General features: G+C 63.6%; 9 protein-coding genes. 4 read left to right on the top strand and 5 right to left on the bottom strand.

The window, feature by feature from the left end; all coding sequences use genetic code 11:
• Both QZL63_RS00160 and QZL63_RS00165 read right to left on the bottom strand, forming a co-directional pair.
• A partial coding sequence (locus QZL63_RS00160; protein ID WP_290585009.1) for a GumC family protein occupies window positions 1-1,837 on the bottom strand: 1,837 nt, incomplete at its 3' end.
• Between the two features lie 9 nt (window positions 1,838-1,846).
• A complete protein-coding gene (locus QZL63_RS00165) occupies window positions 1,847-2,647 on the bottom strand; it encodes a polysaccharide biosynthesis/export family protein (protein ID WP_022307335.1) in 801 nt (266 codons plus the stop codon).
• Window positions 2,648-3,184: 537 nt separating this feature from the next.
• Here QZL63_RS00165 and QZL63_RS00170 point away from each other — a divergent pair.
• Genes QZL63_RS00170 through QZL63_RS00185 form a run of 4 tightly spaced genes read left to right on the top strand, consistent with a single transcriptional unit; the run spans window position 3,185 to window position 7,020 of the window.
• Window positions 3,185-4,465: an alpha-amylase family glycosyl hydrolase gene (locus QZL63_RS00170; RefSeq protein ID WP_022307336.1), complete on the top strand. Its 1,281-nt coding sequence runs from the start codon at window positions 3,185-3,187 to the stop codon at window positions 4,463-4,465.
• A 44-nt stretch (window positions 4,466-4,509) separates the two neighbouring features.
• Window positions 4,510-5,406 carry a TPM domain-containing protein gene (locus QZL63_RS00175; RefSeq protein WP_022307337.1) on the top strand — a complete coding sequence of 299 codons (897 nt, stop codon included), beginning with the start codon at window positions 4,510-4,512 and terminating at the stop codon, window positions 5,404-5,406.
• Between the two features lie 47 nt (window positions 5,407-5,453).
• Window positions 5,454-6,029, top strand: coding sequence for a LemA family protein (locus tag QZL63_RS00180; protein ID WP_022307338.1), 576 nt, complete (start codon window positions 5,454-5,456; stop codon window positions 6,027-6,029).
• Window position 6,030: 1 nt separating this feature from the next.
• Window positions 6,031-7,020: an EamA family transporter gene (locus QZL63_RS00185; protein WP_022307339.1), complete on the top strand. Its 990-nt coding sequence runs from the start codon at window positions 6,031-6,033 to the stop codon at window positions 7,018-7,020.
• Window positions 7,021-7,104: 84 nt separating this feature from the next.
• On the opposite strand, the gene QZL63_RS00190 is transcribed toward QZL63_RS00185, so the two are convergent.
• From QZL63_RS00190 to QZL63_RS00200, 3 genes are all read right to left on the bottom strand, one after another.
• Window positions 7,105-9,471 (bottom strand): outer membrane beta-barrel protein, encoded by a 2,367-nt coding sequence (locus QZL63_RS00190; protein ID WP_022307340.1) that lies wholly within the window; start codon window positions 9,469-9,471, stop codon window positions 7,105-7,107.
• Window positions 9,472-9,774: 303 nt separating this feature from the next.
• Window positions 9,775-12,240, bottom strand: a complete 2,466-nt coding sequence (locus tag QZL63_RS00195) for a glycoside hydrolase family 127 protein (RefSeq protein WP_022307341.1) — start codon at window positions 12,238-12,240, stop codon at window positions 9,775-9,777.
• Window positions 12,241-12,252: 12 nt separating this feature from the next.
• Window positions 12,253-13,404: an aldose epimerase family protein gene (locus QZL63_RS00200; protein WP_022307342.1), complete on the bottom strand. Its 1,152-nt coding sequence runs from the start codon at window positions 13,402-13,404 to the stop codon at window positions 12,253-12,255.
• Between the last annotated feature and the right edge of the window lie 125 nt (window positions 13,405-13,529).

Raw genomic sequence — 13,529 nt, forward strand, 5'->3', positions numbered from 1 at the left:
CGGCGAGGTTCACCGCCACGAAGGTCTTTCCGGCGTGGGGATTCGTCGAGGTGAAGAGCACGCTGCGGATTCCGTTCCCGGCCGATACGTTCATGAAGGTCATGTTTGACCGCAGCATGCGGAAGGCTTCGGAGAGGGGGTCGCGGCCGGCCTCGCGCACGGCCACGCCGCGCTCGTCGCCGCCCTCGTGGTAGGGGATGTCGCCCAGGAACGGGGCGCTCACGTGCTCCTCGATGTCCTTGCGGCCGCGGATCGTCGTGTCGAGCATCCCCACCAGGTAGAGCAGCCCGAAGGGGATCGCCAGCCCGACGACCAGTGCGATCGAGAGGATCATCGTCGCGCGCGGCGAGACGGGCAGCGGGCTGCCGTAGGCCGTGTCGATGATGCGGGCGTTGCTCTCGGCCACGGCGTAGTTGAGCTGCGTCTCCTCCAGCTTGTTGAGCAGGTAGAGGTAGAGCTCCTCCTTGATCTTCTGCTGGCGGGCGATGCCGAGCATGGCCTTCTCCTGCGAGGGCATGGCGGCGATCCGGTCGTCTGCCGTGGCCTCCTCGCCGCGCATGGCGTCGCGCTGGAGCGTGAGCGTGGCGATGTGCGAATCGAGCGAGGCGAGTATCGAGCGCCTCACGGCCGCCAGTTCGCGGTCCATCTCGCCGATCACGGGATTCTGCTCCGAACCGTTCGCAAGCAGGCGGCTGCGCGTGAGTATGGCCTCGTTGTATCGGTCGATCTGTGCCGCCACGGTCTCGCTGGCCACCGATGCCGCCATCGGGATCAGTTCGCCGGCGTGCGCCGGGTCGCGGAGGTAGTCGCTCACGAACCGCGCCACCGCGATCTGGTTCTCGAGCGACAGCCCCTCGGCCTTGTAGCGGCTGCTCTCGGTGACGTTGCGCGCGGCCTCCGACTGGAGGTCGATCATGCGGTTGCTGCGCTTGAGTTCCTCGATGCCGCGGTCCACGTCGCCCAGCTCGCGCCCGATGACGTCGAGCCGGGCGCGGATGAAGTCGGAGGTGACCACCGAGATGCGGCGCTTGTCCTCCACGGCGTCCTCGTTGTATACCGCCACGAGGGCGTCGATCACCTCCTCGGCGCGCCGAGGCACGGTGTTCGACATCGTCACGGTCACCACCGAGGCCTGCTTGTTCGCCACGTCGCACTTCACGGCGTTGCGGTAGGCGCTCGTCGCCGAGCCGAGCGACCGCTTGCGGACGCGGACCGGCACGCCCTCGTATGCGGGCGTGAGGTAGGGGGTCCGCTCGACGACGACCTTTCCCACCGGTGTCGCCGCCGTGTCGCCCGGCCCGACGACGATCTGCGTGCGCCGTTCGGACTTGGGGAGGAACCCGTCGTCGAAATCCGAGAGGCGCAGCCGCCCGTCGGGCAGCGGCGTGACGGTCAGTTCGGCCGAGAGATCCTCGGTCTCGTCGATGAAGCGCACGCGGAGGGGCGACTGCCCGTAGAGGTCGCGGGTCCGAAGCCCGTCGCGCACCGAGTAGTCGGTCGTGAGTCCGAGCCGCCGCACAACCTCCGACATCAGGCGGCGCGACTGGAGGATGAAGACCTCGTTGTCCACGCTGCGGCGGTTCTGGAATCCGGCCAGGTCGCTGAATGCCGCCAGGTCCGTGTCGCCGCCCTTGCGGCTGTCCTTGACGAGTATGGTCGCCGTGCGGCTGTAGATGCGCGGCGTCGAGGCGAGGTAGTAGTAGGCGGCCCCGAGGCAGACGGCCGCCGAGATGACGAACCAGTACCAGTTGGCTGCGACCATGCGCAGTATGTCGTGCAGGGTGACGTTTCCGGTCGTCTCCTCGGCCGGCTGCGGGTTGATTGTACGTTCGGTCATGGCGGCGGCTTATTTGGTGAGCGTTACGATGAGTGTGGCCACCGAGACGGCCGTCCCGACCAGCGAGAGGTAGAAGCTGCGGTTCTGGCTGATCTCGCCCGCCTGGGCCTTGTACTTGTTGGGCTTGACGTAGACGATGTCGTTCTGCTGGAGGTAGAAGGCCGGGGAGTCGAACACCTCCTTCGAAGTGAGGTCGAGGTGCTCGATCGTGCGCACGCCACCCTGTTCGCGGGTGACGACCACGTCGTTGCGCACGCCGTAGACGGTCATGTCGCCGGCCATGGCCAGGGCGTCGAATATCGAGATGCGGTCGCGCGAGAGGTCGTAGTAGCCTGGGCGCAGCACCTCGCCGATGACCGAGATCTTCATGTCGGCGAACTGTACATTGACCGTCGGGTCGTTGATGTATCCCTCCTCGCGGATGCGGTCGGCGATCCGGCGGGCCAGCTCGCTGCGCGTCAGCCCGCTGCATTCGACCGTGCCGATGACCGGCATTTCGAGCCGGCCCTCCTCGTCCACGGTCCGCACCTGGAGCGACTGCTGCCCGGAGGTGCCGGTCACCGGACTTCCGGTGAGCGAGTTGTACGAGGTCGAGGAGTTGAACGGCACGGCCAGTTCGGGGTTGCGGCTGTTCACGACGATGGTGAGCCGGTCGAGGGGCTTGATGCGGATCTGGCCGGCTTCGGCGACGGCTTCGGGCGTAAAGTTCTCGGTGTCCTGCACATACCACACTCTTTTCTGGGCCGAGCAGGCCGTGAGCAGGCATCCCAGGATCATCCATACGATCGGGTGGCGGAGAGGTTGTTGCATGATGAGATGGTTGATACTGTCCGGCGACAAAGATACGGGAAAAAACAGCGTGCGATTGCAGGCTGATTTTGTTGATAATCAATTCGATGTGATTAAAAGTCCGGAACATGCCGCATCTTGCGGAAAAAAATCGTATCTTTGGTATCCGAAAATGGAAACAAGCAGGTCCCGGCATGGCCTCTTCGGGCGGACAGCCCTTCTGCAGGTCGGTCTCTGCCGTTCCCGTTTCCCGCTTCCGATCCCCTCCGGAGCCCTTCGCAGGGCGTTTTCCGACCGCCCGGCCCGGTTGCGCGGGTGCCCTCCGGCTGCGGCTTTTTGCACCGGACGGGCCTTTCGGCCGCATTTCGGTCCGAAAGGGCCATCTTGCGGACGGAACGGAACGCACCCGAGTGTGCGCCGTGCACGGTTCCGGTGTGCGGCTGCAGCCTCGGGCGCGGAAATTGGAGTGGGGAAGGGTAGTGCCGCTGCGGGTTCCGGATGGTTCCGGAGCCGTTGCCGGACCTTGCGCCGCGATTTGGAAACACATTGTAACAGACGATGAATCTGCATCCCGAATGGAGCTACGGCGCCGTTCTCTACGAGATGAACGTGCGCCAGCTTACGCCCGAAGGAACGCTCCGGGCCGCCGCCGCGAAACTCGGCTTTCTGCACGACATGGGCGTCGATGCCGTATGGCTCATGCCGATCTACCCGATCGGGGAGCTTGACCGCAAGGGTACGCTCGGCTCCTACTATTCGATCCGCGACTACCGGGCCGTGAATCCCGAGTTCGGCACGATGGACGACCTCGACTCGTTCATCGCCGAGGCGCACCGGCTGGGCATGAAGGTGCTGCTCGACTGGGTGGCCAACCATACCTCGCGCGATGCGCGGTGGATCTCCGAGGAGCCCGCCTCGTGGTACGAACGCGACGCCGCGGGGCGTCCGGCCGTGCCGTGGGACTGGTCCGACACGGCCAAGCTCAACTACGGCAACCGCGACGTCTGGCGCGCCCAGGCCGAGGCGATGGAGTTCTGGATCCGCGAGCATGCCGTGGACGGTTTCCGCTGCGACATGGCGATGCTCGTGCCGATCGACTTCTGGAACGAGACGGCCGCCCGGCTGCGCCGCGTGAAGCCCGACCTCTTCCTGCTGGCCGAGGCCGAGGAGACCAACCTCTTCGAGCAGGGAGCCTTCGACGCCTGCTACGGCTGGGAGATCCACCACCTGATGAACGACGTGGCGCGCCAGCGTGTGCGCGTCACGGCGATGCGCGACTGGCTCTATGCCGACCTTAGCCGCTATCCGCGTTCGGCCATGCGCCTTGCCTTCACCTCGAACCACGACGAGAACACCTGGAGCGGTTCGGAGTTCACCCGCCTGGGCGACGCCCGCGAGATCATGACGGTCTTCACGTTCGTCATGCCGGGCGGGCTGCCGCTGATCTATACGGGCCAGGAGATCGGCTACGACCACTCGTTCTCCTTCTTCGACCGCGACCCGATCCCCTCCTACGGGGCCAACTGGCATACCGGCTTCTACCGGCGCCTCACGGCGATGCGCCACTCGTGCCCGGCCCTCGCCTCGGGCGAACGCGGCGGCGAGATGATCGAGATCCGCAACAACGCGGAGGACTGCCTGATGACCTTCGTCCGCGAGGTGGAGGGCAACCGGGTGGTGGCCGTCATGAACCTCTCGCCCTACACCATCCAGGCCGACTACTATACGGGCATCTATGCCGGACTGTATACCGATGCCCTCACGGGCGACTGTTACGAGCTGCGCGGGCATGTCCGCGAGTCGATGGCACCGTGGAGCTACCGGATCCTGACCCGGTAGGGCGCGATTTGCTTTTTGACCTCCGAACGTTTATCTTTGCGGTCATGAAACGACTGCTTCTGCTCTCCGTGTTGCTGCTTTCGGGCTTCTGGGCCTGTGGCGCGACCTACCGTCCCGCGGATGTCCCCAACGTGCAGCGGGCCGACCGCAACCGCTACGTCTCGAATCCCGACGGCATTCTTTCGGCCTCCGCGGTCGCGCGGCTCGATTCGCTGTGCGGCGCACTGCGCGAGCGGGGCCTTGCCCAGGTGGCCGTCGTCGCCGTGGACGACATCGCCGGCGGCGACACCTTCTCGTTTGCCATCGAGCTGTTTGGCAGCTGGGGCGTCGGCAGCGCGAAGAGCGACAACGGACTGGGCGTCCTGCTGGTCCGCGACCTGCATGAGATCCGCTTCATCACGGGCGGCGGCCTCGAGGGCATCCTCCCCGACGCGCTCTGCAAGCGCATCCAGATGAAATACATGCTTCCGGCCTTCAGGCAGGAGGACTACGACGCCGGCATGCTCGCCGGTCTCGCGGTGACGGCCGAGGTGCTTGCGGGCGGCACGCCCGACCTGAGCGAGCCCGAAGGGGAGCTCTCCGGAGGTGCGATCCTTGCGATCGTCGGCCTCGTCGTCGGCCTGCTCCTGGCCCTGGGTATTCTCAACTACTACCGCTCGCGGCGCTGCCCGCACTGCCGCCGCTTCACCCTGCGGCAGCACTCCGTCGAGCAGGTGGCGCTGACGCGCACCTATCGTGAGATGGAGTACACCTACGTCTGCTCGTCGTGCGGGGCCACCGTGCGGCGGCGGGTCCGCTCCGAGCGCGGCAACCGCTTCGGCGGTCCGGGTGGCGGAATGATCATCGGCGGAGGAGGTTTCGGCGGCATGGGCGGCGGAAGCATCGGCGGCTCGTTCGGCGGCGGAAGTTTTGGCGGGGGCGGTGCCGGCTCGAAGTGGTAGCATGCGGACAAACGACAAACAATCAAGTAAAAACAACTGATAAGCGTATGAAAAAATGGATCTGGATCGCCGTCGTCGTCATCGTCGCGATCTTCATCTTCAGCTCTTACAACGGGTTCGTTTCGAAGGAGGAGGCCGTTAATACGGCGTGGTCGAACGTTGAGACGCAGTACCAGCGTCGTTCGGACCTGATTCCCAATCTGGTCAATACGGTCAAGGGCTATGCCGCCCACGAGTCGCAGACCCTCGAGAGTGTGACCGAGGCCCGTTCGAAGGCCACGTCGATCAACCTCACGGTCGATGAGCTGACCCCTGAGACGCTCGCCGCCTACCAGCAGGCTCAGGGCGAGGTCCGCTCGGCGCTGGGCCGCCTGATCGCCGTGGCGGAGCAGTACCCTGACCTGAAGGCCAACCAGAATTTCATCGAGCTGCAGGCCCAGCTCGAGGGGACCGAGAACCGCATCTCCGTGGCCCGCAAGGCCTTCAACGAGGAGGCACAGCGCTACAACACGGCCGTGCGCCGCTTCCCGGGCAATCTGATCGCCGGTCTGTTCGGCTTCGCGCGCAAACCCTATTTCGAGGCGGCAGAGGGCACGGACGCAGCCCCCGAGGTACAGATCTGAGATGTCCGCCGAAAAGACCCGCGGCTACGTGCTGGGTGCCGTAGCCGCCGCCAGTTACGGACTCAATCCGCTCTTCGCCCTGCCGCTCTACGGTGCGGGCATGGGCGTCGATTCGGTCCTTTTCTACCGTTATCTGCTGGCCGTCATCATGCTGGGAACGCTGATGATCTTCCGTCGCCACTCCTTTGCGCTCACCCGCCGCGACATCCTTCCGCTCGTGGTCATGGGGTTGCTCTTCTCCTTTTCGTCGCTGACGCTCTTTGCCAGCTACAACTATATGGATGCCGGCATCGCCTCGACGATTCTTTTCCTTTATCCGGTGATGGTCGCCGTCATCATGGCGGCCTTCTTCCACGAACGGATCACCGCGGCCACCGTGGTGTCGATCCTGCTGGCCTGCACCGGTATCGGGCTCCTCTACAAGGGCGGCGACGGGGCGACGCTGAGCCTCATCGGCGTGGGGCTGGTATTCATATCGTCGCTGAGCTACGCCATCTACATCGTGGGGGCGAACCGCTCGTCGCTGCGTGACCTTTCGACCGAGAAGCTGACCTTCTACGTACTGCTCTTCGGCCTGAGCATCTACCTGGTCCGCCTGCGCGGGGGCGTGGACCTGCAACCGGTTTCCACGCCGCTGCTGTGGATCAACGCCATTTCGCTGGCCCTCTTCCCGACAATCGTCTCGCTGGTCACGATGGCCGGCGCCATCCGCCGCATCGGCTCCACGCCTACGGCCATCCTCGGCGCCCTGGAGCCCGTCACGGCGCTCTTCTTCGGCGTACTGGTCTTCGGTGAGCAGCTTACGCCGCGCATCCTGCTCGGTGTCGTCCTGATCCTCGTGGCCGTGACGCTCATCATTGCCGGCAAGTCGCTCCGCATTCCGACTCCGGTAACCCATCTGGCCCATTGGCTGGCGCGTCCGCCCCTGCCGCATTGGACGCTGGCCTGGCTGCGCCGGCTGCCGCTGCCGCGTATCCGCCACCGCCATTGACGGTTTCCGTCGAATGCGCGACGCTCCCGGAAACTTGTTCCGGGAGCGTCGCTCGTTTTCTTTTCCCGCCCTATCGCTGCCGTCCTACATGCGGTCCTTGTCCTCGGCGGCTCCGGCCTCGATGCTCCGCTGCCGGAATGCCTTGCCGGCCTGGAAGTTGTACGTGAGGCCGATCACATACGAGCGGCTGCACCATGTCTGCCTGCAGCGGAGGTTGCGCACGAACCCTTCGCCTTTCGCCTCGATGCGCTGGGGACTGTCTGTCAAATTCGCGACCTTGCACGTGAGCGTGAAGCGCTCGCCGAAACGTTTCTTGATGGCGGCATGGACGAGGTGCATCGGCTTGACGGCCACGTTGCCCAACTCGACGCGGCTCTGATACGAGTAGGAGAGGTCGATGAAGAAGTTGGCCGGGAGCGTGATGGTCGTCGCGGCGTTGGCCATCAGGATGTTCTGGAAACTCTCCGGGGCGTGTTGGTCCAGACGCTGGCCGCGGCGCATGTAGTTGGCCTGGATGTTCAGCTGCATCCATTTCGTCGGCTGGAAGGGGAGGCTCACCGAGGCATACCACGTCTTCGTGTTGTCGAAGTTCACCCAGTGGATGCCGAGCATGTCGGGGTTGTCCTTATCGGCGCGTATCGTCTGGTTGATCTCGTCCTTCTGGAGCTCCACGCCGGCCGTGAGGGTGTATCTGTGGCCGAGTACGAGCGTCAGGCTGATATCCTGCTCGTATGCGGGGGCGAGCAGCGGGTTTCCGGTCTGGTAGGTGTAGTCCGAGATCTGCGTGCGCTGGGGCGTGAGGCACCAGAACCGCGGCCGTTCGATCGTGCGGGCATACTGGGCGACGATCGAGTGCCCCCGCTCCTTCGAGAATTGCCAGGAGAGGTTGGCGTTGGGGAAGAGCGAGAAGTAGTCCTGTCCGACGTCGTTGCGCCCGTAGGTGTGGGTGTACTCTCCGCGCAGTCCGGCCACCAGGCTCCAGCGCCCGAGGTTGGCCGTCACGACGCCGTAGGCCGCCGTGATGTGCTCCGTGTAGTTGATCACGAAACTCTGGTCGTCGTTGCGCACCCAGGCCCCCTCGTCGCTGTATTCATACAGGGCGTCGTTGCGCATCTCGTTGCGGGTGTATTTGGCTCCCGTTTTGAGGCTCCAGCGGGGCGAGAAGTTCTTCTCGAGGGCGAGCGTCAGCGCCGCCACGTCGTAGCTGCTCCGCGTGCGGTCGCGGTAGAGCGAATCGACTGCCGCCGCAAGCCCCTCCCCGGTCGTGAGGCTCCGGTTGCGGTGCCCGATCCCCGTGTTGCGGTGCGCGTAGTCGCCCAGCACCTTGAACGTCGAACCCAGCGTGTCGATCTTCCACACATAGTTGAATGTCCCCTCGTAACCGTCGGTGATGTCGCTGCCGATGTAGCGGCTCGCGGTGTTCGTGCGGCTTTCGGCCGTGAGGTCGGTTGTCCCTTCGGTCTCGTTCTGCGTGTTGAGGTGCAGGTAGGAGAACTCGGCCCCGAGGCTGTGGCGGTCGTTGATCGAGACTATTGCCCCGAGCGTCGCCCCTCCGTTGCGGTCGTCCGACGCATCCTCCGACCGGGCCGCCAGCTGCTTGTTGCTGAGCGTGTAGTCGGTTCGCTCGGAGGTTCGCATCGTCGAGTTGCCGAGCGATCCCCATGCCGACGCGTTGAAGTCCCACTTGCCCGTGTGCGCCGCAACGTTCGCACCCGGGTAGTAGACGTGTACGATGTCGCTCTGTTGCGTCCGCATCGAGACCGACCCCTGCACGCCGTTCTCGCGCTGCTTGCGGAGCGTGATGCGGATGATGCCGCCCGAGGCGTCGGCGTCGTGGTCGGCTCCCGTGACGGGTACCACCTCGATCTTCTGGATCTCCTCGGCGCGCAGCGAGCGCAGGTAGGCGGCCAGCTGTTCGGGTTCGAGCCTCAGCTCGCGGTCGTTGATGAATACCTTCGTGCCGCTCTTGCCGTTGATCGAGATCTTCTCGTCGTTGATCCATACGCCGGGTGCCCGTTCGAGCAGTTCGATGCCGTCCTTGCCGATGGCGGCCGGGGCGTTGGCCACATCCATCACAAACCGGTCGGCTTCGCGCCGTACCAGCCGGGCCTTGACCACGACCCCCTCGATCTGTGTCGTGCCGCTTTTCATCACGAAATCCCCCAGATCGTTCTCCTGTTCGACCTTCACCTGCTGCGTCAGGGATTCATAGCCGAGATACTGGATGCGGAGCGTGTAGTCGCCCGCCGGGGCCTTCAGCTCGAAGCGACCCTCGCCGTCGGTGGTCATTCCGGCAACCTGTTCCGCATCCTTCAGCAGCACGACGGTCGCATACTCCACGGCTTCGCCCTGTTCATTCACCACGCGTCCCTTCGAGGGGAACAACCGGGCCGCAAAAGCCCCCTGTGCCGTAAAGGCCATCATCACAATCCAGGTAATCAGTGTTTTCATACTATTTTGTTATTTTCTGTATTTTGTCGTGCACTTTAGAATGCACTACAAATATATGGAAAAATATTAATAGTATGTATAACATAATACTGAATTTTGCATAATTTTTTTGATACCTATAATATAAGGCACTGCTTCTTACTTTTGGGGACAGGCGGGCGGAATGTGTTGAAAGTAGAATCGGGAGTATGAAAAACCGCCTTTGCATGGGCAGGACCATACAAAGGCGGCAGCGCTGTGCGCGGTTCCTTGGGGGTGTGTGCTGTTCGTTTACGGTCTGAAGTGATCTTTTTGCCGATCCGTTCAGTCGAACCGGATCTCCGAGATGCCGACGGTCCGTTCGGCGCGGGGTGTCATATCGATCCTTACAGCCTCACACCGCAGCGGGGCAGCTGCCGGATGAACTACATTGAACCGGTCGGGCTGTGTCTGGTACGAATCCGTGATATAGAGCTCCATCGGGCACCACACACCCTCCGTGAGGCAGGAGACGCTCCACGATTCGGGCAGCTCCACCTTCCGGCCGCATACCCAGAATACCGATATGGCGGAGAGCTCCACCGGCCGGTCGAACGAAATCTCGATCCGGGGCGTGCGGTCTTCGATCCGTGAAACCCATTTCTGGATATTGTCCTCGTCTGAGCGCCGGGCCGCCTTGCCGTCGCATACGGTTGCCGGAGGGGTGCCTTCGGCCGCCGAACTGGCCTGTACCGAGGCGATCCGGTCGGCGATCGTCTCCTCTGTACGCTCGGCCGCTCTATGTTCGCCCCGGTTGGGAATCCATATGCGCATGCTTTGGTTGTCGCCCCGGTTGCACCAGGCATAATAGGGTATGAAGCGCACCGTCACGTCCGATTCGGCCATATCCTCGCCGGTTCTGCTTCCGGGAAGATCGATTCGTGGAATCCCCTGCAGGACTCCTTCCGAGACAGTCCGGACGTCGGCCTGGCCCTTTCCGAGCTGCAGTTGCTGCACGGTGCCGTTGTCCGCCTCTTCGGCGCAGTAGACCAGCGGCCCCCGGGTGACGGCCGAGGTGCCGACGTTCTCTTCGACCCGCCCGTCGCACCGTACCCGCCGCACGGGCATCGGCAGATTCAGCTCCACGACATCGCCCTTTTTCCACTTTCGGTCGATGACCGCAAACCCGTTCTCCATGCGGTACTCGGCCGTTCGCCCGTTCACGCGCACTTCGATCTCTTCGTCCGTCGTGTCCTGGTAGGTGTAGAGCCCGCCGGGCATGAACTGCCCTTGGGAACACCACGTGGGGATCCGCATGCAGAGCCCGAACCGCATCGCCTTTTCCGGCGTCAGCTCCACGCGCACCCGTCCGTCGAACGGATAGCCGGACCGTTGCTCGATCCCTACCGCCGAATCCTCCATCGGCACACTGGTCCGGCTGCTCCCGTAGAGCGTGAGATAGAGGCGGCTGTTGTCGTAGGCATACATGTAACCGGGGATCTGGAGGATCATCCGGGAGATGTTCGGCGGGCAGCAGGCACATCCGAACCACGGCACCCGGCCGCCAGCCCCGTGGTTGAACCGGTATTCGTTGTCGGCCTCCAGCGGATTGACATAGAAGAACCGGTCGCCCGAGAGGCTGATTCCCGCCAGGGCGTTGTTGAAGATCGAGACCTCGGCCACATCGAGGTATTCGGCCTTTCCGCTGCTCAGGAACATCCCCTGGTTGAAGAACACGTTTCCTACGGCGGCACAGGTCTCGTCGTATGCGGTTTTGTTGGGCAGTTCGTACTCCGCACCGAAGCCCTCCATGCCGGCCACTGCGCCCAGTCCGCCCGTGATGTGCATGCGGGTCGATACGAGGTTCGTCCAGATCGAACGCAGCGCCCGTTCGTAGTCGTTCCGCCCGGTGAGCGCATCGACCTGGGCCATGGCGGTATAGAGATAGGCGGCCCTGACGGCATGACCCACGGGCTTCATCTGTTCGGCTACGGGCAGGTGCTGCTGGGCGTAGCTCGGGGCCAGTACCCCTTCGCCGTCGGGGCGGAACGTTACGCCCCGGATGTCGAGAAACCGCTTGGCCATCTCCAGATAGAGCCCGTCGCCCGTCACGCGGTAGAGTTTGCAGAGCGCCAGCTCGATCTCCTCGTGCCCGGGGGCCTGCATGACCGGTTTGCCTCCGTTGTAGTCGGGATCGCCCTCGAAGAAGACCCGATTGACATGCCGGGCGTTCCTGATGGCGATGTCGAGCAGCGAGCGTTTCCCCGTAGCCTGATAGTAGGCCACGGCCGCTTCGTAGAGGTGGCCGACGTTGTACAGTTCGTGGCTGTAGTTGAGCAGCGAATAGGGCCTGTCTCCCATGTCCGGGATACTGGGGTTGTGGCAGATGTGCGAAATGTAGAGGTATCCGTCTGCCTGTTGGGAGGCGCCGATCAATCCGATCGTCTCATCCATGAATGCCTCCAGTTTTGCGTCGCGGCGGGCCATGAGCGAATAGGCCACGCCCTCCATCACCTTGTAGAGGTCCGAGCTGATGAACCGGTGGGGTTCGGGCAGTTCCGTCTCTTCTCCGCGCATGTAGGCCGCACAACGGCGGAACCTCTCGACGGCCGGTCCGCACTGGCTGACCGAGAACGGAACCGTGACGTCGAGTTCCGTCCGCATGCGGTCGGCCCAGAATCCGCCGGTCAGCGTCACCTCGTTGAACGGGACGGGCGTGATCGTCCCGGCTTTTTTCTCCGGTGCGGCCGATGCCTCCGTGCCGGGCAGGGCGAAGAGGAGCAGCAGGAGTATCCTTGCGTTTCGGTTCATGGTCGGGGTCCTTTATTTGTCGGTTTCGAAGGCGTAGACGGTATGCTGCGAGTAGACCTCGCCGGGACGGAGTACGGCCGACGGGAAATTCGGGTGGTTGGGGGCGTCGGGGAAATTCTGTGTCTCCAGGGCGATTCCCGTGCGGAATGCGTGCCGGTCACCCCGCTTGCCCGTCTCCCGTCCGTCCATGCCCTGACCTGCATAGAATTGCAGCCCGGGTTGGTCGGTGAGTATCCGCATGCGGATTCCGGTAGCCGGTTCGTAGAGTTCGGCCGCGGGAGCGATTTCGTGCGGGCGGTAGTTGTCGAGCACCCAGTTGTGGTCATACCCGTTGCCGAACCGGAGCGGTTCGTACGATCGGTCGTCGATCCGCTCTCCGATCGTGCGGGGCGTGCGGAAGTCGAGCGGCGTGCCTTCCACCTCAAGCAGTTCTCCCGTGGGGATCAGCCCGGCGTCGGTCGGCGTGAATCTGGAGGCATGGATCGTCAGCAGGTGCGAATCCGTCGAACGGGCCGTCGTGCCGTGCAGGTTGTAGTATACATGGCTGGTCGGGTTGAGCACCGTCGGGGCGTCGGTCGTTGCCGAGTAGTCGATCTTCAGCTCGTTGTTGCGCGTCAGCGTATAGGTTACCGTGATGTCGAGGTTCCCGGGATATCCCTCCTCGCCGTCGGGCGAGCGGTAGGAGAGGGCGAGCGCCGGGTCTCCTTCGGGCGAGGAGAACTCCTCCGCCTCCCAGACGCGGCATTCGAATCCGCCGCTGCCGCCGTGCAGGTGGTTCTCTCCGTTGTTGATCGTGAGCCGGTGCTCCCTGCCGTCGAGCGTGAACCGGCCCTTGCCGATCCGGTTTCCGTAGCGGCCCACGATCGGACCGCAGTAGTTGTCCGTGGAGGCGATATAGTCTCCGATCTTCTCGAACCCCCATACGACGTCCCGGAACACTCCGTCGGCCGACGGAACCCAAAGGGCGACGATCCGGGCACCGTAGTTGGTGATCTGTACCGTCATCCCGTTGTCGTTGCACAACGTATAGAGGCCGGTTTGCCGGCCGTCGATCTCGGTGCGGAACGCTTCGTCGTCGAGCAGTTCGACTCCGTTGCCGCCCGGAGCGTTTGTGCAGGAACCGAGCAGAACCGAAGCGGTCAGGAAAAGGAAAATTCGTCTCATGACTGGGTATGTGTCGTTTGTTATGGATGTATTATTTGCCGATCCGGACGGGTTTGATGCCGCCGAACGTGATCTTTACGGGTTTGATGAACCCTTCGTCGTCGAATTCCATCCGGTCGATGCAG

The sequence above is a fragment of the Alistipes sp. CAG:268 genome (assembly GCA_000434235.1).
In the GTDB taxonomy this organism is placed as follows: domain Bacteria; phylum Bacteroidota; class Bacteroidia; order Bacteroidales; family Rikenellaceae; genus Alistipes; species Alistipes avistercoris.

Excerpts from the sequence above, each read along its gene's own strand:
- QZL63_RS00165 (WP_022307335.1), bottom strand. The coding sequence starts at position 2,647 with ATGCAACAACCTCTCCGCCACCCGATCGTATGGATGATCCTGGGATGC.
- QZL63_RS00200 (WP_022307342.1), bottom strand. The coding sequence starts at position 13,404 with ATGAGACGAATTTTCCTTTTCCTGACCGCTTCGGTTCTGCTCGGTTCC.
- QZL63_RS00175 (WP_022307337.1), top strand. The coding sequence starts at position 4,510 with ATGAAACGACTGCTTCTGCTCTCCGTGTTGCTGCTTTCGGGCTTCTGG.
- QZL63_RS00195 (WP_022307341.1), bottom strand. The coding sequence starts at position 12,240 with ATGAACCGAAACGCAAGGATACTCCTGCTGCTCCTCTTCGCCCTGCCC.
- QZL63_RS00185 (WP_022307339.1), top strand. The coding sequence starts at position 6,031 with ATGTCCGCCGAAAAGACCCGCGGCTACGTGCTGGGTGCCGTAGCCGCC.
- QZL63_RS00180 (WP_022307338.1), top strand. The coding sequence starts at position 5,454 with ATGAAAAAATGGATCTGGATCGCCGTCGTCGTCATCGTCGCGATCTTC.
- QZL63_RS00170 (WP_022307336.1), top strand. The coding sequence starts at position 3,185 with ATGAATCTGCATCCCGAATGGAGCTACGGCGCCGTTCTCTACGAGATG.
- QZL63_RS00190 (WP_022307340.1), bottom strand. The coding sequence starts at position 9,471 with ATGAAAACACTGATTACCTGGATTGTGATGATGGCCTTTACGGCACAG.